19 protein-coding genes, 1 pseudogene and 1 riboswitch are annotated in these 19,273 nt (G+C 70.5%); of the genes and pseudogenes, 14 read left to right on the top strand and 6 right to left on the bottom strand.

Translation table 11 applies throughout. The features are described 5' to 3' along the window. Positions 1 to 41 precede the first annotated feature (41 nt). Positions 42 to 611: a type VII secretion system-associated protein gene (locus tag ACFWVE_RS08275; protein ID WP_384009461.1), complete on the top strand. Its 570-nt coding sequence runs from the start codon at positions 42 to 44 to the stop codon at positions 609 to 611. A gap of 61 nt (positions 612 to 672) precedes the next feature. Here ACFWVE_RS08275 and ACFWVE_RS08270 read toward each other — a convergent pair whose 3' ends face one another. Then, positions 673 to 1,080, bottom strand: a complete 408-nt coding sequence (locus tag ACFWVE_RS08270) for a cold-shock protein (protein ID WP_384009460.1) — start codon at positions 1,078 to 1,080, stop codon at positions 673 to 675. Positions 1,081 to 1,420: 340 nt separating this feature from the next. On the opposite strand from ACFWVE_RS08270, the pseudogene ACFWVE_RS08265 reads away from it, so the two are divergent. Both ACFWVE_RS08265 and ACFWVE_RS08260 read left to right on the top strand, forming a co-directional pair. Continuing rightward, positions 1,421 to 1,652: pseudogene (locus ACFWVE_RS08265) on the top strand (type II toxin-antitoxin system Phd/YefM family antitoxin). Then, a complete protein-coding gene (locus ACFWVE_RS08260) occupies positions 1,652 to 2,026 on the top strand; it encodes a type II toxin-antitoxin system VapC family toxin (protein WP_384009458.1) in 375 nt (124 codons plus the stop codon). Before ACFWVE_RS08265 ends, ACFWVE_RS08260 begins: the two are co-directional and overlap by 1 nt. Before the next feature lie 108 nt (positions 2,027 to 2,134). On the opposite strand, the gene ACFWVE_RS08255 is transcribed toward ACFWVE_RS08260, so the two are convergent. From ACFWVE_RS08255 to gcvT, 4 genes are all read right to left on the bottom strand, one after another. Then, on the bottom strand, positions 2,135 to 3,502 hold the full coding sequence (locus ACFWVE_RS08255) for an L-serine ammonia-lyase (RefSeq protein ID WP_384009456.1): 1,368 nt from the start codon (positions 3,500 to 3,502) through the stop codon (positions 2,135 to 2,137). A gap of 182 nt (positions 3,503 to 3,684) precedes the next feature. After that, a complete protein-coding gene (gene glyA / locus ACFWVE_RS08250; protein WP_384009454.1) occupies positions 3,685 to 4,944 on the bottom strand; it encodes a serine hydroxymethyltransferase in 1,260 nt (419 codons plus the stop codon). A 15-nt stretch (positions 4,945 to 4,959) separates the two neighbouring features. Further along, positions 4,960 to 5,337: a glycine cleavage system protein GcvH gene (gene gcvH / locus ACFWVE_RS08245; protein WP_042167847.1), complete on the bottom strand. Its 378-nt coding sequence runs from the start codon at positions 5,335 to 5,337 to the stop codon at positions 4,960 to 4,962. 140 nt (positions 5,338 to 5,477) lie between these two features. After that, positions 5,478 to 6,656 (bottom strand): glycine cleavage system aminomethyltransferase GcvT, encoded by a 1,179-nt coding sequence (gcvT, locus tag ACFWVE_RS08240; RefSeq protein WP_384009451.1) that lies wholly within the window; start codon positions 6,654 to 6,656, stop codon positions 5,478 to 5,480. 159 nt (positions 6,657 to 6,815) lie between these two features. Beyond that, a riboswitch (glycine riboswitch) is annotated at positions 6,816 to 6,915 on the bottom strand. A gap of 236 nt (positions 6,916 to 7,151) precedes the next feature. Between gcvT and ACFWVE_RS08235 the strand changes: the two genes are divergently transcribed. From ACFWVE_RS08235 to ACFWVE_RS08190, 10 genes are all read left to right on the top strand, one after another. Beyond that, entirely contained in the window at positions 7,152 to 7,820 is a 669-nt protein-coding gene (locus ACFWVE_RS08235; RefSeq protein WP_384009449.1) for an AAA family ATPase, read from the top strand. A gap of 130 nt (positions 7,821 to 7,950) precedes the next feature. Beyond that, positions 7,951 to 8,757 (top strand): enhanced serine sensitivity protein SseB, encoded by an 807-nt coding sequence (locus ACFWVE_RS08230; protein WP_384009446.1) that lies wholly within the window; start codon positions 7,951 to 7,953, stop codon positions 8,755 to 8,757. 166 nt (positions 8,758 to 8,923) lie between these two features. Continuing rightward, positions 8,924 to 9,667, top strand: a complete 744-nt coding sequence (locus ACFWVE_RS08225; RefSeq protein WP_384009485.1) for an enhanced serine sensitivity protein SseB C-terminal domain-containing protein — start codon at positions 8,924 to 8,926, stop codon at positions 9,665 to 9,667. 681 nt (positions 9,668 to 10,348) lie between these two features. Beyond that, positions 10,349 to 12,019 (top strand): ABC transporter substrate-binding protein, encoded by a 1,671-nt coding sequence (locus ACFWVE_RS08220; protein WP_384009444.1) that lies wholly within the window; start codon positions 10,349 to 10,351, stop codon positions 12,017 to 12,019. A 105-nt stretch (positions 12,020 to 12,124) separates the two neighbouring features. Continuing rightward, positions 12,125 to 13,129 (top strand): ABC transporter permease, encoded by a 1,005-nt coding sequence (locus ACFWVE_RS08215; protein ID WP_384009442.1) that lies wholly within the window; start codon positions 12,125 to 12,127, stop codon positions 13,127 to 13,129. A 1-nt stretch (position 13,130) separates the two neighbouring features. Continuing rightward, positions 13,131 to 14,090: an ABC transporter permease gene (locus ACFWVE_RS08210; RefSeq protein ID WP_384009440.1), complete on the top strand. Its 960-nt coding sequence runs from the start codon at positions 13,131 to 13,133 to the stop codon at positions 14,088 to 14,090. A 6-nt stretch (positions 14,091 to 14,096) separates the two neighbouring features. Next, positions 14,097 to 15,098 carry an ABC transporter ATP-binding protein gene (locus tag ACFWVE_RS08205; RefSeq protein ID WP_384009438.1) on the top strand — a complete coding sequence of 334 codons (1,002 nt, stop codon included), beginning with the start codon at positions 14,097 to 14,099 and terminating at the stop codon, positions 15,096 to 15,098. Next, on the top strand, positions 15,095 to 16,348 hold the full coding sequence (locus ACFWVE_RS08200; RefSeq protein ID WP_384009436.1) for an ABC transporter ATP-binding protein: 1,254 nt from the start codon (positions 15,095 to 15,097) through the stop codon (positions 16,346 to 16,348). Before ACFWVE_RS08205 ends, ACFWVE_RS08200 begins: the two co-directional genes overlap by 4 nt. A 298-nt stretch (positions 16,349 to 16,646) precedes the next feature. Then, a complete protein-coding gene (locus ACFWVE_RS08195; RefSeq protein WP_384009483.1) occupies positions 16,647 to 17,306 on the top strand; it encodes a trimeric intracellular cation channel family protein in 660 nt (219 codons plus the stop codon). A 54-nt stretch (positions 17,307 to 17,360) separates the two neighbouring features. Then, a complete protein-coding gene (locus ACFWVE_RS08190) occupies positions 17,361 to 18,221 on the top strand; it encodes a thioesterase family protein (protein ID WP_384009434.1) in 861 nt (286 codons plus the stop codon). 37 nt (positions 18,222 to 18,258) lie between these two features. On the opposite strand, the gene ACFWVE_RS08185 is transcribed toward ACFWVE_RS08190, so the two are convergent. Then, positions 18,259 to 18,978 (bottom strand): TetR family transcriptional regulator, encoded by a 720-nt coding sequence (locus ACFWVE_RS08185; RefSeq protein WP_384009432.1) that lies wholly within the window; start codon positions 18,976 to 18,978, stop codon positions 18,259 to 18,261. Between the two features lie 132 nt (positions 18,979 to 19,110). On the opposite strand from ACFWVE_RS08185, the gene ACFWVE_RS08180 reads away from it, so the two are divergent. After that, positions 19,111 to 19,272 carry a hypothetical protein gene (locus ACFWVE_RS08180; RefSeq protein WP_384009430.1) on the top strand — a complete coding sequence of 54 codons (162 nt, stop codon included), beginning with the start codon at positions 19,111 to 19,113 and terminating at the stop codon, positions 19,270 to 19,272. Position 19,273 lies beyond the last annotated feature (1 nt).

Genomic DNA, 19,273 nt, shown 5'->3' with positions numbered 1-19,273 from the left:
GCGTGCGGGTGAATGAGGCGAGTGAGCGGAGTGGGGCAGTGATGCCCATGCCCCCCGAGGACATCGTCGAGGCCGCACGGCTCGCGCCGGAGCACTGGATCAGCATGGTCGACCCCGGCTGGCACGGCGAGGGCGTGCCGCCCGACTGGGCCGTGGTCGGCCGTTGGCGCACGGGAACGACCGGCGAGATCGAGGAGTGGGAGGACAACGAGGCACACCGCCCCTCCCCGGAATCGCTCGGCTGGCCCGAGGCCACCGACGGCGTCGACGAGGCCCTCCAGCTCGCTGCCACCGGTTACGGGCCGGCCGAGGACGTACTCCGCGCTCTGGCCGCCGCCGAGGTGGCGGTGCTGACCCTGCCGGACGGAACACCGGTGACCGCCGCCGTGGAGGACGGCAGGCTCGTGGTCCCGGTCTTCACCGCCGCGCCCCACCTCGACACCGTGGGCGGCTTCGCCTTCGAACTCGTCGCCGCCTCGGACCTCCTGGCCCGCCTGCCCCACGGTCACGCGCTGTACGTCAACCCGCCCAGCCCCGCGGGCACCGTGCTGGAGTCCGGTCCGCTCGCGGAGACGATCGGGAGCAGGACACGGACGGACGGCGCAGACTGACCGGACAGGGCCGGAGGGGCCGGAGCCGAGCCCGGCCGGTGCGGGCCGAACCCGCCCCGTCTCACCCGTCGCACCAGCCGTGGGTCTTGCCGAACTGCAGCAGCCCGCGACGCGCCTGGAGGATCTGTTCGCCGGTCAGCGTGGGCGCGGCGGACAGCAGGACCTCCGTGACCTCCTGGAGGTACTCCTCGGCGGTGAGCACGTCGCACAACGACTCGTCGCCGTCCGGGTGCCGGCCCACCCCGGCGGAGGGCACCGCGCTCGCGCCCTGGGCCAGCCGTACACCCGAGGCCTTGAGCCCCCGCTCGCCCTCCTCGATTTCGAACTCCACGGTGACCCCGGGACGCAGCTGATGCTCCGGAATCCGCACGTCGTTGACGTGGAGGAAGACGTCCTCCCCACCGTGCTCCGGAGCGATGAACCCGTAACCCCGTACGGCGTCGAACCGCACCACACGACCAGCAACCATGTGCACCAACCCTCAACAGAACACCGGACCCCATGCCCGGACCAGAACCCGACCAACGAGGACAACATACGCCGTCCGCGACGCCCCGCCCTCAACCCGTGTGCCGTTTCCTTGCGGGGCCCCCGCAGCGGACCAGGTCCGGCCCACGCCCGGGGGCCCCGTCGCTGCTTGGCACCCCGAGATCCACAACAACTTCGTCGGCGGGCCCCGGCGCTCCACGACCTGTCGACAACGTCGGCGTGATCACCGGGCCGGGAGCGCGACCGGTGCGTCGCGCCTCTCGGAGAGCCATCCTTGGTCCAGCGCTTGGTCCACCTGGTGACCGTATGGTGAGGCAGCCATGGAAGCAGCCCGTCAGTACAACGTCCATGCACTTCCCGCGGATCCTGGAGCAGGTCGCGACCGGTGAGGAGATCGTGATCAGCAAGGCGGGGGAGCCGGTGGCCAAGGTGGTGCCGCTGCGTCCCGAGGTGAAGCGGACCGGCCGGGGCTCGCTCCGGGGGCGGATCCACATCCCCGACGACTTCGACGAACTGCCCGACGACATCGCCGACGCCTTCGGGATGCACTGATGCGACTCCTGCTCGACACCCGTGTGGTCCTGTGGTGGCTGGACGACTCCGCCGAGCTGACCGGTGGGATCAAGGATCTGCTCGACACCGAACCCGCGGTGTACGTCAGTGCCGTATCGCCGTGGGAGATCGCCGTCAAACAGTCCCCCGGAAAACTGGAAGGCCCGGAAGACCTGGCCGAGCGGGTACACGACAGCCAGTTCACCGGCCTGCCCGTCACCACCGGGCACGGGGTGCGGGCAGGCAGGCTTCCGGCGCATCACCGGGACCCCTTCGACCGGATACTGGTCGCTCAAGCACAGATCGAGGGGATGACCCTGATGACGAGGGACAAGCGGATCCCGCGGTACGACGTGCGGATCGTGCCCGTGTGAGGGGCGGTCCGCTCCCTTCCGGTTCTGTCCCAGGGCCCCTCCGCCGCGCAGGCAGAGAAGGCCCCGCCCGCGCTAAAGGAAGGAAAAGAGCTGGTCAGGCCCTCATCCTCAGCACTCGATGATGTTCACCGCCAGCCCGCCCCGCGCCGTCTCCTTGTACTTGACGGACATGTCCGCGCCGGTGTCCTTCATGGTCTTGATGACCTTGTCCAGGGACACCTTGTGCGAGCCGTCGCCGCGCATCGCCATCCGTGCCGCGGTGACCGCCTTCACCGCGGCCATGCCGTTGCGCTCGATGCACGGGATCTGGACCAGGCCGCCGACCGGGTCGCAGGTCAGGCCGAGGTTGTGCTCCATGCCGATCTCGGCGGCGTTCTCGACCTGTTCCGGCGAGCCGCCCATCACCTCGGCGAGGGCGCCCGCCGCCATCGAGCAGGCGGAGCCGACCTCGCCCTGGCAGCCGACCTCGGCCCCGGAGATGGACGCGTTCTCCTTGAACAGCATGCCGATCGCACCGGCCGCCAGCAGAAAGCGGACCACGTCGTCCTCGTCGGCACCGGGGACGAAGTTGACGTAGTAGTGCAGGACGGCGGGAATGATGCCGGCCGCGCCGTTGGTCGGCGCGGTGACGACCCGGCCGCCGCCGGCGTTCTCCTCGTTCACGGCCATCGCGTAGAGCGTGATCCACTCCATGGCGAGGGCCTTCGGGTCGCCCTCCGCGCGCAGCTTGCGTGCCGTGTTCGCGGAACGCCGGCGCACCTTCAGGCCGCCCGGCAGGATGCCCTCGCGGGACATGCCGCGCGCCACGCACGCCTGCATCACCCGCCAGATCTCCAGCAGTCCCTCGCGGATCTCCTCCTCGGTCCGCCAGGCGCGCTCGTTCTCCAGCATCAGCGCCGAGATGGACAGGCCCGTCTCCCGGGTCAGGCGCAGCAGCTCGTCGCCCGTGCGGAACGGGTACTTCAGGACCGTGTCGTTGAGCTTGATGCGGTCCGCGCCCACCGCCTCCTCGTCGACGACGAAGCCGCCGCCCACCGAGTAGTACGTCTTCGACAGCACCTCGGCGCCGGACGCGTCGTAGGCCCACAGGGTCATGCCGTTCGCGTGGTACGGGAGCGTCTTGCGGCGGTGCAGTACCAGGTCGTCGTCGAAGGAGAACGCGATCTCGTGCTCGCCGAGGAGACGGATCCGGCCGCCGTCCCTGATCTTCTCCACCCGCTCGTCGGCCGTCTCCACGTCCACCGTGCGGGGCGAGGCGCCCTCCAGGCCGAGCAGCACCGCCTTGGGCGTGCCGTGGCCGTGTCCGGTGGCGCCGAGCGAGCCGTACAGCTCCGCGCGGACCGAGGCGACCGAGTCCAGCAGCTCCTCGTTGCGCAGCCGCCGGGCGAACATGCGGGCAGCCCGCATCGGGCCGACCGTGTGCGAGCTGGACGGCCCGATACCGATCGAGAACAGGTCGAAGACCGAGAGGGCCACGGGAGGACTCCTAGGGGTTCGGCGGACGCCGCTGTCCGCCGGGCAGGGGGTGGACCGAAGGTGAGGTCGGAGAGGGATCGGGGAGGGGATGTCGCGTGTGCGGTGCATGGTGCGGGGCACCGCGCTCACTGACCCAGTGTGCGCGGTGCCCCGGACGTCCGTACGAATGAAAGCGTACGAAATTACTGCAGACCGGGATACAGCGGGTGCTTCTCGGCGAGAGCCGTGACCCGCGCCCGGAGCGCCTCGACGTCGTAGGACGGCTTCAGCGCCTCGGCGATCACGTCCGCGACCTCGGCGAAGTCCTCGGCCGTGAAGCCGCGGGTGGCCAGGGCGGGCGTGCCGATCCGCAGACCCGAGGTGACCATCGGGGGGCGCGGGTCGTTCGGGATCGCGTTGCGGTTGACGGTGATGCCGACCTCGTGGAGCCGGTCCTCGGCCTGCTGCCCGTCCAGCTCGGAGTCGCGCAGGTCGACCAGGACCAGGTGCACGTCCGTACCGCCGGACAGCACGTCCACGCCCACGGCCTTGACGTCGTCCCGGACCAGGCGCTCGGCCAGGATGCGGGAGCCCTCCAGGGTGCGGCGCTGGCGGTCCTTGAACTCCTCGGACGCCGCGACCTTGAAGGCGACCGCCTTGGCCGCGACCACGTGCTCCAGCGGGCCGCCCTGCTGGCCGGGGAAGACCGCGGAGTTGATCTTCTTGGCCAGCTCGGCCGTGGAGAGGATCACGCCGCCGCGCGGGCCGCCGAGCGTCTTGTGCGTGGTCGTGGTGACGACGTGGGCGTGCGGGACCGGGTTCGGGTGCAGGCCCGCCGCGACCAGACCGGCGAAGTGCGCCATGTCGACCATCAGGTACGCGCCGACCTCGTCCGCGATCCGGCGGAACTCGGCGAAGTCCAGCTGCCGCGGGTACGCCGACCAGCCGGCGACGATCAGCTTCGGCCTGCTCTCCTTGGCCAGCCGCTCGACCTCGGCCATGTCGACCCGGCCGTCGTCGCCGACGTGGTAGGCGACGACGTCGTAGAGCTTGCCGGAGAAGTTGATCTTCATGCCGTGGGTCAGGTGCCCGCCGTGCGCGAGGTTCAGGCCCATGATCGTGTCACCGGGCTTGAGCAGCGCGAACATCGCGGCGGCGTTGGCCTGCGCGCCCGAGTGCGGCTGCACATTGGCGTGCTCGGCGCCGAACAGCTCCTTGACCCGGTCGATGGCGATCTGCTCGATCACGTCGACGTGCTCGCAGCCGCCGTAGTAGCGGCGGCCGGGGTAGCCCTCGGCGTACTTGTTGGTGAGGACCGTGCCCTGGGCCTCCATCACCGCGACCGGGGCGAAGTTCTCCGAGGCGATCATCTCGAGGGTGGACTGCTGGCGGTGCAGCTCGGCGTCGACCGCGGCGGCGACGTCGGGGTCGAGCTCGTGCAGGGGGGTGTTCAGAAGCGACATGCGGGTACGGCCTCCTCAGCCCTGGACGAAGGCGTCGTACTCGGCGGCGGAGAGCAGGTCGGCCGGCTCCTCGCCGGTCCGCACCCGGAACAGCCAGCCGCCCTCGAAGGGGGCCGAGTTCACCAGCGACGGGTCGTTCACCACGTCCTCGTTGATCTCGGTGACCTCGCCGGTGACCGGGCAGTACAGGTCGCTGACCGACTTGGTCGACTCCAGTTCGCCGCAGGTCTCGCCCGCGGTCACGGTGTCACCGACCTCGGGAAGCTGGACGAACACGACGTCGCCGAGCGCGTTGGCCGCGTGCTCGGTGATGCCGACCGTCGAGACACCGTCCTCGGCGGCCGACAGCCACTCGTGTTCCTTGCTGTAACGCAGCTGCTGGGGGTTGCTCATGACCTGGATTCTCCTGTACGCGGGGGATGTGCTGATGAGTCGGAAACTACGGCAACCTGCGCCGTCGTACGGCACCCGGCGCCGCCGGACGACGACGTGCGAAAGCCCGGAAGGCCGCGCCGGGGTCGTCTACGACGGTGTCACTTCTGCCGCTTGTAGAAGGGCAGTGCCACGACCTCGTACGGCTCGTGGCTGCCGCGGATGTCCACGCCGACGCCCTCCGTGCCCGGCGTCGCGTGCGCCACGTCGACGTACGCCATCGCGATCGGCCGGCCCAGCGTCGGGGAGGGCGCGCCGGAGGTGACCTCGCCGATCACCTCGCCGCCGGCGACCACCGCGTACCCGGCGCGCGGGATCCGGCGGCCCTCGGCGACCAGGCCGACCAGGGCGCGGGGCGGGGCCGCCTCGACGCGGGCGGCGGCCTCGGCCAGGGCGGCGCGGCCCACGAAGTCGCCCTCCTTCTCGAACTTCACCACCCGGCCGAACCCGGCGTCGAACGGCGTCAGGGAGGTGCTCAGCTCGTTGCCGTACAGCGGCATGCCGGCCTCCAGGCGCAGCGTGTCCCGGCAGGACAGCCCGCACGGGACCAGCCCGGCGCCCCCGCCCGCCTCGGTCAGCGCCTGCCACAGCCCGACCGCGTGCTCCGGCTTCACGAACAGCTCGAAGCCGTCCTCGCCGGTGTAACCGGTACGGGCGATCAGCGCGGGGACGCCCGCGACCGTGCCGGGCAGTCCGGCGTAGTACTTCAGGTTGTCGAGGTCGGAGTCGGTCAGGGACTGGAGGATGCCGGGGGACTCGGGGCCCTGCACCGCGAGCAGCGCGTACGCGTCGCGGTCGTCACGGACCTCGGCGTCGAAGCCGGCCGACCGCTCCACCAGCGCGTCCAGCACCACCTGGGCGTTGGAGGCGTTCGCGACCACCATGTAGTGAGGAGAACCGGCGTGAGGGGAACCGGCGTGAGGAGAACCGGCGTGAGGGGAACCGGCCCCGGTGTCCTCGAGCCGGTAGACGATCAGGTCGTCCAGGATGCCGCCGTCCTCGCGGCAGATCATGGTGTAGCGGGCGCGGCCGGGCTTGACGGTCCCGATGTTGCCGACCAGCGCGTGGTCGAGGAACCGGGCCGCCTGCGGGCCGGTGACGGTGATCTCGCCCATGTGGGAGAGGTCGAAGAGGCCGGCCCTCGTGCGCACGGCGTTGTGCTCGTCGCGTTCGGAGCCGTAGCGCAGGGGCATGTCCCAGCCGGCGAAATCGGTCATCGTGGCGCCGAGCGAACGATGCAGGGCGTCCAGTGCGGTCCGGCGGGGTTCGGTACTGCTCATCGGTCGGTCTCCCAGGGCAGGACAGGCGAGGTCGTTCCTCCCCATCTGTCATCGGAACCTGAGAGGTTCGCCATGACCGCCCGCGCAGGGGACGACCACGGTTTGCACCTTGGGTGGAGCCGCCGGAAACACGCGCGGCGGCCCGCTTTTCAGATGTGCCTCGCCCACGCGGTAACGGTGCCTGAGAGATTCAAGGGAGGGACTTGCTCCTTCGGCGCCCCGGCGGCAACGGTGCCGGGGACTCTCCCGCGCGGATTCAAACGGCCGGTATGCAGTTGGCGCCCACATCATTGCACGCATCGCCGGGCCGCGGCAGGGGGAGCCTTCCGAGAGGAAGCGCAGGGTGCTCGGGTGTTCACGGACGGCTGTGACAGGCCTGTATCGGGAAAGGGAAGGAATCCGGAAGCCCTCGGCGTTACCGTCCCTTTACACTCGGCGGGGAGACGGTCCGGTACCTGGCCACAGGGCCGGACCGCCCCCAGGGGAGGACTCACGGTGAACAAGGCCACGGCGTACGCCGCCACCACGGGCGTCGCGCTGCCCGAGCATCAGGCCCCCTCGGCCCGGGAGGCCTGCGCCGCCCTGCCCGCGCCGGCCGTCCGGGACCTGCGCGAGCGCGCCGGCCGCAGCCCGCACGCCCTGCTCTTCGGCCGCCGCGACCTCGTCGTGGTCACCGGACTGCCCGGCAGCGGAAAGTCCACCCTCATGCGGCGCGCGGCGCGCGGCACCCGCATCGACTCGCAGGACACCCGGGACCGCTGGGACCGCGGCATGCCGCGCCTCCTGCCGTACGCGGTCTACCGGCCCCTGGTCCGCCTCGCCCACTACACCGGACTGCGGCGCGCCCTGCGCACCGGCGAGGGCGTCGTCGTCCACGACTGCGGCACACAGGCCTGGGTGCGCCGCTGGCTGGCCCGCGAGGCCCGCCGCCGGGGCGCGGTCCTGCATCTGCTGCTGCTCGACGTCCCCCCGGAGCAGGCCCTGGACGGCCAGCGCGAGCGCGGCCGCGGGGTCTCCCGGTACGCCTTCCGGCGCCACCGCACCGCCATCGACCGGCTGCTGACGTCCGTGACGCGCGGCGACCTGCCCGCGGGCTGCGGCTCGGCGGTCCTGGCCGACCGCGACGCGGCGGACGCGCTGCACCGCATCGAGTTCGCGGACTGATCACGGGCCGCCGGCTCCACGGGGCCGTCGGCTCCACGGGGCCGCCGGCCGGTGGACGGGCCGCGCGCCGGGGTGCGGCAGCGGTTAGCCTTTCCAGCCACAGCAGTGGTCCCAGGCAGGCGGTAGGCAGATGGACTTCCCGGCGGGCTTCTCCGCGGACTTCCCGGCACAGACTCACCCCCACCCGCACGGCGGATGGCCCGGCAACGAGCTGGAGGAGGTGCTCTCCACCTCCCTCGGCGTCCCCTCGGCCGACGGCCGGATCATCGAGGTGCTGGGCCGCAGCCATCTGTGGATACCGCTGCCCAACGGCGGCGGACCGGACAGCGGCCCGCTGGACCTGCCCACGACGGAGATCGACGGCCAGGCGTACGTACCGGTCTTCAGCTCCGAGGAACAGTTCCGTCAGGTCGTCGGCACCCACATGTCGTTCACCGTCGCGCCCGCGGTGGAGTTCGCGCGCGGTCTGCCGCCGCAGGCCGGGATCGCCGTGAACCCCGGGGGAGTGGTCGGCCTCCCGCTGCCGCCTCCCGCCGTCGCCGCCCTGTGCCGCGCCGGACGCGGCCCGCTGGACGGCCCCGCGAGCGGCGGCCGGGTCAAGCTGTTCGAACCCGACTGGCAGGACGACCCGGTGGACTTCCTCGCCGCCGCCTCCGCGGAGTTCGACGCCCTCGGCGTCGTGACCACCGCCCGCCGCTGCCTCGCCGAGATCGAGACGGCCGACCCGGTGCTGTTCGTCGGCGTCGAACTGGCCCCCGCCGGACTGTCCCGGACCGAGGGCGACCTGCGGGCCGCGCCGACGGACGCGCTGGGCCGCGCACTGGGCCGCGAGCCGGTGAGGTGGCCCGTCAACCTCGTCCTCCTGGACGTGGCCCAGGACCCGGTCGGCCAGTGGATGCGCGACCGCGTCCGCCCCTTCTACCAGGGACAGCGGTGAGAAGGCCGCAGCGCTGCCGGAGACCGGTCGCCGACCGGCGGAGCTCCCCGGCGCCGGGAGGCGCTTAAGCTAGGTTCATCGGCTCGGGCGAGGGCGTTGTACGGGTGGCACGGAGGGGCGATACAAAGTGAGCGCTGGCACCGCGGCGGCCGGGCAGGTCGAGCACATGCTGCGCCAGGTGACACCCGGGCGTTACGACGCCTATGAGGCGTTGCTGCGCGCGCTCGCGACCCCCTCCTCCGGTCACGTCTGGATGCTGCTGTGGCACGGCCAGGCCGGCTCCCCGGACGCCCAGTACGGGAACATGGAGGTCGACGGCTTCGGCTACGCGCCCTGCGTCACCTCCGCCCAGGAGCTGTCCGCCAGCGGCTGGAACCGGTCCTACGAGGTCGTCGACGGCATCGACGCCGCCCGTACCCTCTACCCCGACCGCTACGGACTCTGGCTCAATCCGCACGCCCCCGGCGGCGGCCTCGGCATCCCCTGGCTCGATCTGCGCCGGCTCGCCACCGGGCTGGACCGCCAGCCCGCCGGACCCCTGCGGCTGTCCGAACCCGCCATCGCGATCCCGCAGTTCTACGCCCTGCTCGCGCAGAACGCGCACCGCACCCCCGCCGTCCGCTCGCTGCGCCGCGCCTGGGTGCAGCCGTCGCTCGGCGCCCCGTATCTCGCCGTCGGCCTGGACGTGTACGACACGTCGCCGCCGGCCGTGGACGCGGTGCGCGCGATGATGCAGCAGTCCCTCGGCGCGGTCCCGGACGGGCTCCCCGTGTCGACCGTCGCGATGTCCGACGAACACGACCCGGTCACGATGTGGCTGCGGGCCAACGCCCGCCCGTTCTACGACCGCGAGGCGCACGGCGCCGCTGCGCCTCCCGCCGCGGGCTCCGGCTACCCGCCCGCGCGTTAGGGCCCGACCGGCGGATCGTGCCAAAGACGCGGGGGCCGGCACGCCCTCCCTGGAGCTCTTCGAGCGGAGGGAGCCCCCAGCGGAGTTGCCGTCGGTCGCCGGCTCCCCCGCTCTCGACTGCGCTCGAGTGGGGCCCCATCGCGTCGACGCCCTCCTCCGCCTTGCGGCTGAACGCACCAGCCCCCGCTCGGCCCAGCGGGAGAGATACCGCCAGTCACCTCCGACTTGATCCGCCGGACAGGCCCTGGCGCTGACCGGGGCGTATGCGCGAGAGGCCGGTCCGGAAGGACTCGACCGCACCCTCTGTGCTGACTCAGCGTGACGGTGTCCGCGGAATGGACACACGGGCAGGCGAGGAGTACCGGCTCCGCCCCCGGGTGCTGATTTCGCGTCAGATTTTCGGCCATGTGCGCTCAGCTATGACCGGTCGACCGCCTGTCACCTGCGGTTTCACCCGTTCTTCACGCTGCCCGACGCCCTCTTCGAGGTTGCTGACGAGTTGTCAGATGTGTCTGAACGGTTAATTCATGACGAGGGGACGCCTGAACCGTCCCTTATGTCAACTGTTCAGATCTCAGGTGGGTATCACCGCTATCCGGACTGTTCTCGACTCGCTGTGAACATCTGTAGTGTTCGGCCGGTCAAGATGCATCCACATAGCGGACCCGGAGTGGCCCCAATATGCGCATACCCAAGTCCCGAGTCGCTCGGGCGATCACGGCCGCGGTGGCGGTCGGTCTGATCGCCACGGGCTGCTCCAGCGAACGGGACACTGACAACAAGAGCGACGGCGAGAAGGACACCTTCGTCTTCGCCGGTGCCGGTGACCCGGGCTCCCTCGATCCTGCCCTGGCGAGCGACGGTGAAACCTTCCGCGTGACGCGGCAGGCCTTCGAGGCGCTTCTGGAGCACGAGTCGGGCGGCAGCGAGCTCGTCGGCGGTCTCGCCGAGAAGTGGTCGAGCAACGACGAGGGCACCGTCTGGACCTTCGACCTCCGCAAGGGCGTGAAGTTCCACGACGGCGAGGCGTTCAACGCCGCGGCCGTCTGCGCCAACTACGACCACTGGTTCAACTGGACGGGCACCTACCAGTCCAGCGCGGTCTCGTACTACTGGCAGTCCATCATGGGCGGCTTCGCGAAGAACGAGGACAAGGAAACGCCCGAGGCGAACTACAAGTCCTGCACCGCGAAGGACGACAACACCGCCGTCATCGAGGTCAAGAAGCCTTCCGCCAACCTCCCCGGCGGCTTCTCCCTCCAGGCCCTGGCGATCCACTCGCCGAAGGCCCTCGAGGAGTACAAGAAGCAGGACGCCTCCGCCAAGGGCGACGCCATCACGTACCCCGAGTACAGCCAGAAGGCCGGCACGGTCGCCGGTACCGGCCCGTACAAGATCACGAAGTGGAACAAGGGCAACAAGGAAGTCTCCCTTGAGCGCTTCGACGGCTACTGGGGCGACAAGGCCAAGATCAAGAACCTGGTCTTCCGCACCATCGACACCGAAGAGGGCCGCCGTCAGGCGCTCCAGGCCGGTGACATCGACGGCTACGACCTCGTCGCTCCGGCCGACGTCAAGACCCTCGAGGACCAGGGTTACGGCGTCCCGACCCGTGGCGTCTTCAACCTCTTCTACGTGGGCATGAGCCAGGAGGCCAACCCCGCGCTCAAGAAGAAGGAAGTCCGCCAGGCCATCGCGCAGTCGATCGACCGGGAGAACCTGGTCAAGACCCAGCTGCCCGAGGGCGGCAAGGTCGCCGACCAGTTCATGCCCGACACGATCGAGGGCTACTCCAAGGACGTCAAGCAGTACCCGTACGACACGGCCGCTGCCAAGAAGCTCCTCAAGAAGGCCGGCCAGGAGAAGCTGAAGGTCGACTTCTGCTACCCGACCGAGGTCACCCGCCCGTACATGCCTGCCCCGCAGGACCTGTTCGAGCTGATGAAGGCCGACCTGGAGAAGTCCGGCATCACCGTCACGCCGAAGGCGATGAAGTGGGCCCCGGACTACCTGGACGCCACCGAGGCAGGCTCCTGCGACCTGCACATGCTCGGCTGGACCGGTGACTTCAACGACGGCTTCAACTTCATCGGCACCTGGTTCGCCGGGTACGACAAGCAGTGGGGCTTCAAGGACAAGAAGGTCTTCGACGCCGTGAACGCCGGCTCCAAGCTCGGCAACCACGAGGAGCGCGTGGCCGCGTACACGAAGGCCAACGAGGTCATCATGGACTACCTGCCCGGTGTCCCGGTCTCGTCCTCCCCGCCGGCCATCGCCTTCGCCAAGAACGTGAACCCGCCGAACGTCTCCCCGCTGACGCAGGAAGTCTTCGCCGAGACCTCGTTCAAGTAGGCGAGCAGTAGTCACCCAAGCACAAGGAGTCCGCCCGGCCGTCGCAACTCGGCGGCCGGGCGGGTCCGTTCATGTCACACATCACGTAAGAAAGGGGCATGCGGGGTGCTGCGTCTCGTCGTACGAAGACTGCTCCAGCTCATACCCACGCTGCTCGGCCTGTCGGTTCTGCTCTTCCTGTGGCTCGACCGGCTGCCCGGCGGACCCGCCTCAGCGATCCTGGGGGAAAAGGCCACCGAGGCCGAAGTGGCGCGCATCAACCGTGCGCTCGGGCTGGACCAGCCCGTCTACGTCCAGTACTGGCGCTTCCTCAAGCGCATCGCCGAACTCGACCTGGGTACCAGCACCCAGACCGGACAGCCGGTGTGGGACGAGTTCGTCCTGCGCTTCCCCGCGACGGTGGAGCTGGCCCTCCTGGGGATCCTCATCGCCGTAGCCGTCGGCATCCCGCTCGGCTACCTTGCCGCCCGCCACCGCGGCGGCTGGCTCGACGTCACCGCGGTCTCCGGATCGCTCGTCGGCATCTGTATCCCGGTCTTCTTCCTGGCCCTGATCCTCAAGCAGATCTTTGCCGTCGAGCTCGGGATCTTCCCCAGCTACGGACGTCAGGACACCGGCATCAACGCCACGAGCGTGACCGGATTCGCCGTCCTGGACGGCGTACTCACCGGGGAACTCGACGCCGCCTGGGACGCGATCATGCACCTGATCCTGCCCGCCGTCGCCCTGGCCTCCATCCCGCTCGCCGTCATCGTGCGCATGACCCGCGCCAGCGTCCTCGAGGTGCAGGACGAGGACTACGTCCGCACCGCCGAGGCCAAGGGCCTCAAGCGGAGCGTCGTGCGCAGCCGCCACGTGCTGCGCAACGCGATGCTCCCCGTGGTGACCGCGGTCGGCCTGCTCACCGGTTCCCTGCTGTCCGGCGCCGTCCTGACCGAGTCCGTGTTCTCCTTCGGCGGCATCGGTTCCTTCATCCGGACCGCGATCGACGGCCGCGACTATCCCGTGCTCGTCGGGTTCATCATGTTCATCGCGCTGGTGTATGTCCTGATCAACCTGCTGGTGGACGTGGCGTACAGCCTCATCGACCCGAGAGTGCGGGTGTACTGACGTGAGTGTCGCCACCAAGACCGAAAAGATTCAGCGGCTCGCGGAACTGACCGCGACCAAGGAGACCGGCACCGGCGCCAGCCTGTGGCGTGAGGCATTCCGCCGTCTCAAGCGCAGCAAGATGGCGATCATCGGCGCGGTCGTCATCTCCCTGTTCATCCTCCTCGCGATCGTCGGGCCCTACCTCGCGCCGTACGCCGCGACCGCCCAGACCTGGCGGGGCGAGGTCTTCCCCAACCGGGGCGAGTTCGTCGGCCCGCGCGGCGAGAACTGGTTCGGACTCGACCACCTCGGCCGGGACATGTTCTCCCGCATGCTGATCGGCGCCCGCCAGACGCTGCTCGTCGGCGTCGTCGCCACGCTGATCGGCCTGATCATCGGCTTCCTGATCGGCGGCCTCTCCGGAGCCGCCGCCACCCTCGGCGGCGACACCGGGCGACGCATCGACTCCGTCATCATGCGCCTCATCGACATGATGCTGGCGATGCCCTCGCTGCTGCTCGCCGTGTCCATCGCCGCCGTCATGGGCCAGTCACTGACCACCGTGATGATCGCCGTGGGCGTCGTCCAGATTCCGGTGTTCGCCCGGCTGCTGCGCGGCTCCATGCTGGCGCAGGGCGGCGCGGACTACGTGCTCGCGGCCAAGTCCCTGGGCGTGCGCAAGCGGCGCATCGTGGTCTCGCAGATCATCCCCAACTCGCTCAGCCCGGTGATCGTGCAGGCCACGCTCTCCCTGGCCACCGCGATCATCGAGGCGGCCGCCCTGTCCTACCTGGGTCTGGGCAACCCCGACCCGGCCATCCCCGAGTGGGGTGTCATGCTCACCCAGGCGCAGCGCTTCTTCGACAACGCGCCCTTGATGGCGGTCTACCCCGCTGTCGGCATCATCATCACCGCCCTCGGCTTCACCCTCCTCGGCGAGGCCATGCGGGAAGCCCTCGACCCGAAGCTGAGGGGCTGAACCACCATGTCTCTGCTCACTGTCGACGAACTGACCGTCACCTTCGGCGGCCGCGGCCGCAAGGAGTCCCGGGCGGTCGACGGCGTCTCCTTCGAGGTCGACCAGGGCCAGGTCGTGGGCCTGGTCGGCGAGTCCGGCTGCGGGAAGTCCGTCACCTCCCTGGCCCTGATGGGCCTGCTGCCCCACAAGGGCGTCACGGTCGGTGGCCGTGCCGAATTCGACGGTACGGACCTGTTCACCATGAACCCGTCCGCCCGCCGCGACCTGCGCGGCAGCAGGATGGCGATGATCTTCCAGGACCCGCTGTCCTCGCTCAACCCGGTCGTGCCGATCGGCGTGCAGGTCACCGAGATCCTGGAGCGCCACCGCGGGATGAAGGGGGAGGCCGCCCGCAAGGAGGCCGTCCACCTGCTGGACCGGGTCGGCATCCCCGACCCGACCCGGCGGCTCAAGGAGTACCCGCACCAGCTCTCCGGCGGTATGCGCCAGCGCGCGCTGATCGCCATGGCGGTGGCCTGCGCCCCCAGCCTGCTCATCGCCGACGAGCCCACCACGGCCCTCGACGTGACGATCCAGGCCCAGATCCTGGAACTGCTCAAGGAACTCGTGGACCAGGAGGGCACCGCCCTGCTGATGATCACCCACGACCTCGGGGTGGTCGCCGGCCTCTGCGACGAGGTCAACGTGCTCTACGCGGGCAAGGCCGTGGAGTCGGCCGGGCGCCGTGAGCTGTTCGCCCACCCGACCCACCCCTACGCGCACGGACTGCTGGGCTCCATCCCGCGCCTGGACGCTCCCCGGGGCGAGGCCCTCAGGCCCATCCGCGGCTCCATCAACGACCGCATCGCCTGGGCCGACGGCTGTGCCTTCGCGCCCCGCTGCGACCGGTACGAGATGGGCTGCCTGACCGGCACCCCGCAGCTCACCGAGCCGCGCGCCGCCGGTCACCAGGTGCGGTGCGTCAACCCCGTACTCGACGACGCGAAGGCCGAGGAGGTCCCCGCATGAGCCTGCTCGAACTGGACGGCGTCAAGGTCCACTTCCCCATCAAGAAGGGCGTGCTGTTCGACCGTACGGTCGGGCACGTCTACGCCGTGGACGGGGTGTCCCTGAAGGTCGAGGCCGGCGAGACCTACGGTCTGGTCGGCGAGTCCGGCTGCGGCAAGACCACCCTCGGGCGGTCGGTGCTGCGGCTCGTGGACATCACCGAGGGGTCGGTCGTCCTCGACGGCACCGACCTGGCGAAGCTGCCCGGCGAGGAGATGCGCCGCTTCCGGCGCCGGCTCCAGATGGTCTTCCAGGACCCGCTGGGCTCGCTCAACCCCCGGCAGAACATCGAGTCGATCCTGTCCGAGGGCATGGTCGCCCACGGCATCGGCAAGAACCAGGAGGAGCGCCGGGAGAAGATCAAGGCGATCCTGGAACGCGTCGGCCTGCCCTCCAACGCGCTGGCCCGCTACCCGCACGAGTTCTCCGGCGGCCAGCGCCAGCGCATCGGCATCGCCCGCGCGCTGGTCCTCGAACCGGACGTGATCATCTGCGACGAGCCGGTCTCCGCGCTCGACGTGTCGATCCAGGCCCAGGTCGTCAACCTCCTGGAGGAACTCCAGGAGGAACTCGGCCTGACCTACCTGGTGATCGCCCACGACCTCGCGGTCGTCCGGCACATCTCCGACGTGATCGGCGTGATGTACCTGGGCTCGCTGGTCGAGGAGGCACCGAGCGACACGCTCTACGCCGAGCCCAAGCACCCGTACACCAAGGCCCTGATGTCGGCCGTGCCGGTGCCGGACCCGGAGGTGGAGGACCGCCGCGAGCGCATCCTGCTCACCGGCGACCTGCCCTCCCCGGCGAACCCGCCCGCCGGCTGCCGCTTCCACACCCGCTGCCCCTGGGCCCAGGCCGAGAAGTGCGCGACCGAACGGCCGGAACTGCGGGACATCGGCGGCGGCCACCGGGTGGCCTGCCACTACACCGCCGAGATCGCGTCGGGAGAGCTGACGCGGACCCGGCCGACGGGCATCGAGGCCGTCACGAAGACCGAGGACGCGCTGGTGGAGCGGACCGAGGGCGAAGCGGAGGTTCCCGCCGCGCTCCTGCCGGCCGACTCGACGACCAAGCCGGACGCCGCGGTGGTCAAGGAGAAGGTACCCGCAGTGGTCGAGGTCCCGAGTGACCCGACGGCCGATGCCGTCGCGAAGGGCCACGACACCACGGGGCCGGACGCGTCCGGCAAGGGTTCGGCCGGGACCGGCTGACGGACCGCCGTGCTTCTCGGATTCCCGGAGCACCGGACGGAGCAGAACCCTCCGGTGGTCCGGGAACCCTCCGGGTCACCGCCCGGTGCCCGCCCGGATCGGTTCGCGCCTTCGCGGCCGGCCCGGCGGTCATCGGACGACCGGACCGCGGGTCTGATCCAGCGGCGATCGGCCGGGGAAGCGTCTGCCCCGCGGAGGCCTCGGCCGGCCCCGCTGATCGATCCACGGACAGCACGTTCGTCTCGCCCCTCGCCTTGCTTTGTAAGGCGAGGGGTTCTTGCTGAGTAAGAATGTGCGGGTGCTTCAGCAACTCTTCAGCCCGTCCCTCCTGCACGCGCTCGACCTGATCGGCATCTTCGTCTTCGCGATCTCGGGCGCCCTGCTGGCCGTGCGCAAGAACCTCGACGTCTTCGGCATCGCCGTACTCGCGGAGGTCACCGCCCTCGGCGGCGGTCTCTTCCGTGACGTGGTCATCGGGGCGGTGCCGCCCGCCGCCTTCACGGACCTGGGGTACTTCGTCACCCCGCTGTTCGCCGTGGTGCTGGTCTTCTTCCTCCACCCGCACGTGGAGCGCATCCAGAACGCCGTCAACTTCTTCGACGCCGCCGGGCTCGGTCTGTTCTGTGTCGTCGGCACCGTCAAGGCGTACGACTACGGGCTCGGCCTGACCGCCTCCGCCTGCATGGGCCTCGCCACCGCGGTGGGCGGCGGTGTGCTGCGGGACGTGCTCGCCAACGAGGTGCCCTCGCTGCTGCGCTGGGACCGCGACCTGTACGCGGTACCGGCCCTCGTCGGCGCCACCATGGTCGCCCTGTGCATCCGGTTCGACACGCTGAACGCGCTCACCAGCACCCTCGCCGTGATCACGGCGTTCGCGCTGCGGCTGCTGGCACTGCGGTACCACTGGCGGGCGCCCCGCGCGTGGCAGCGGCGCTCGACGGTCCGGGAGGAGGAGTAGGAGGAGGAGAGTCCAAAGCTACCGCTTAGTAGGTAACTCTTGTACTGTTCAGCCATGCCAGAAGCAGCCTCTGCCCCGGCCACCCGGGCCCTCATCGGCGACAGTGAGTTCGACCGCGACACCGCGGTCACGCCCCGCGAACCGGGCGTCTACGACACCGATCTCTCCGCCGGCTGGACGATCATCAGCGCCGTCAACGGCGGATACCTGCTGGCCGTCCTGGGCCGCGCCCTCGCCGACACCCTGCCGCACCCGGACCCGTTCACCCTCTCCGCGCACTATCTGACGGCCTCCCAGCCGGGCCCGGCGGTCGTCCGTACCCAGACCGTCCGCACCGGGCGCACCCTCTCGACCGGCCAGGCGTCCCTCTTCCAGACGGACGACCGGGGCCGTGAGGTCGAGCGCATCCGCCTCCTGGCCTCCTACGGCGACCTGGACGCCCTCCCCGACGACGTCCGTACGTCGGCCGAGCCGCCCGCGATACCGCCCATGGACCAGTGCCTCGGCCCCGAGGACGGACCGGCCCCCGTCGACGGCAGCTCCGCCATCATGGACCGGCTGATGCTCAAGCTGGACCCGTCGACCCTCGGCTGGGCCCTCGGGAAGCCCTCCGGCAAGGGGGAGATGCGAGCCTGGTTCGGGCTCGCCGACGGCCGGGACCACGACCCGCTCTCCCTGCTCCTCGCGGTGGACGCGCTGCCTCCCACCGCCTTCGAACTCGGGCTCAAGGGCTGGGTCCCCACGGTCGAGCTGACGGTGCACGTCCGCTCCCGTCCGGCGCCCGGCCCGCTGCGGGTGTCGATCACCACCCGCAACCTCGCCGGCGGCTTCCTCGAGGAGGACGCCGAGGCCTGGGACAGCACCGGCCGCCTGGTGGCCCAGTCCCGTCAGCTCGCCCGGGTACGCCTGGGCTGAGCGGTTCCACGCGGTCCTTCGCGGTGCGGCCGGCACGTCAGCCGGCCGCACCGTCGCCGTTCGTTCCGCCGCCGGGCGTGCCCCTGCCGGCCGGGTGGTCCAGCCAGTGCAGACGGCCGATGCTGATCAGCCGCAGCCGGCGGGCCGCCGTCAGTGCCACGCGCTCCCGCGTCCGCTCCCGCTCCCCGGGTCCTGCCGCCGGTCCTGTCGCCGGTCCCGGTGCCGATGCCTCCAGGAAGAGGCATCCCGTGGCGATCATCTGGTCGACGTAGAGCTGGGCCAGCATCAGCAGGTCGTCCTCGCCCCAGCCCGCGGACACCGGGTCCTCGGCCAGCGCCTTCGCGACCTCCTCGGCGAACCGGGCGAGCTGGTCGCGTATCGCCTCCCGGACCGCCTGCACCCCGCCGTGCCGCTCGCGGACGATGAACCGCATGTGTGCCGGGTACCGGTCCACATGCCCGGCGATCAGCTCCACGGCACGCGCGATGCGCTCCTCGGCGTCACCGGTCGTGGCCACCGCCGTCCCGATCAACGGGTGCAGGCTCTCGAGCGCCTCCCCGACCAGTGCCACGCCCAGATCCTCGATCGAGCGGAAGTGCCGGTAGAAGGCGGTCGGGGCGATCCCCGCGGCCCGGGTGACCTCGCGCAGGCCCAGGCTGCCGAGGCTCTGTTCCTCGAGCAGCCCCAGCGCCGCGTCGAGAAGTGCCCGCCGGGTCCTCCGCTTCTGGGCCTGCCGGGTGCCGAGGGTGTGACTCATGCCATGCAGTCAACAACTGTTCTCCGGAATTGCAAAGTGCGACGGCGGGCGGCGAGTGTTTAGACTGCAGAGTCAGTGAACACTCGTATCTACAGTTGTTCACCGAATCCCGAAGTCCGGAGGATCCGACTCATGCTGTTCCTCGTCGCCGCGCTTCTGCTGATGGGCGTCGTCCTGGGCACCGTGGCCCACGCACCGCTGACCTTTTCCGTGGCCGGGGGTGCCGTCATCGCCGTCTGGCTCGCCGTCTTCGCCCTGCGCGAGCGCCACGCCCGCACCCACCGGGAGGGCTGAC

It is taken from the genome of Streptomyces sp. NPDC058632 (genome assembly GCF_042717095.1).
Lineage (GTDB): Bacteria > Actinomycetota > Actinomycetes > Streptomycetales > Streptomycetaceae > Streptomyces.
Note: the sequence above shows the minus strand (reverse complement) of the source record. Positions and strands in the feature narration are given on the sequence as shown.

What these genes read in the sequence shown, in the direction of transcription:
- ACFWVE_RS08275 (WP_384009461.1), top strand. Translation starts at nt 42, where the DNA reads ATGCCCATGCCCCCCGAGGACATCGTCGAGGCCGCACGGCTCGCGCCG.
- ACFWVE_RS08270 (WP_384009460.1), bottom strand. Translation starts at nt 1,080, where the DNA reads ATGGTTGCTGGTCGTGTGGTGCGGTTCGACGCCGTACGGGGTTACGGG.
- ACFWVE_RS08260 (WP_384009458.1), top strand. Translation starts at nt 1,652, where the DNA reads ATGCGACTCCTGCTCGACACCCGTGTGGTCCTGTGGTGGCTGGACGAC.
- glyA (WP_384009454.1), bottom strand. Translation starts at nt 4,944, where the DNA reads ATGTCGCTTCTGAACACCCCCCTGCACGAGCTCGACCCCGACGTCGCC.
- gcvH (WP_042167847.1), bottom strand. Translation starts at nt 5,337, where the DNA reads ATGAGCAACCCCCAGCAGCTGCGTTACAGCAAGGAACACGAGTGGCTG.
- gcvT (WP_384009451.1), bottom strand. Translation starts at nt 6,656, where the DNA reads ATGAGCAGTACCGAACCCCGCCGGACCGCACTGGACGCCCTGCATCGT.
- ACFWVE_RS08230 (WP_384009446.1), top strand. Translation starts at nt 7,951, where the DNA reads ATGGACTTCCCGGCGGGCTTCTCCGCGGACTTCCCGGCACAGACTCAC.
- ACFWVE_RS08225 (WP_384009485.1), top strand. Translation starts at nt 8,924, where the DNA reads ATGCTGCGCCAGGTGACACCCGGGCGTTACGACGCCTATGAGGCGTTG.
- ACFWVE_RS08220 (WP_384009444.1), top strand. Translation starts at nt 10,349, where the DNA reads ATGCGCATACCCAAGTCCCGAGTCGCTCGGGCGATCACGGCCGCGGTG.
- ACFWVE_RS08205 (WP_384009438.1), top strand. Translation starts at nt 14,097, where the DNA reads ATGTCTCTGCTCACTGTCGACGAACTGACCGTCACCTTCGGCGGCCGC.
- ACFWVE_RS08200 (WP_384009436.1), top strand. Translation starts at nt 15,095, where the DNA reads ATGAGCCTGCTCGAACTGGACGGCGTCAAGGTCCACTTCCCCATCAAG.
- ACFWVE_RS08190 (WP_384009434.1), top strand. Translation starts at nt 17,361, where the DNA reads ATGCCAGAAGCAGCCTCTGCCCCGGCCACCCGGGCCCTCATCGGCGAC.
- ACFWVE_RS08185 (WP_384009432.1), bottom strand. Translation starts at nt 18,978, where the DNA reads ATGAGTCACACCCTCGGCACCCGGCAGGCCCAGAAGCGGAGGACCCGG.
- ACFWVE_RS08180 (WP_384009430.1), top strand. Translation starts at nt 19,111, where the DNA reads ATGCTGTTCCTCGTCGCCGCGCTTCTGCTGATGGGCGTCGTCCTGGGC.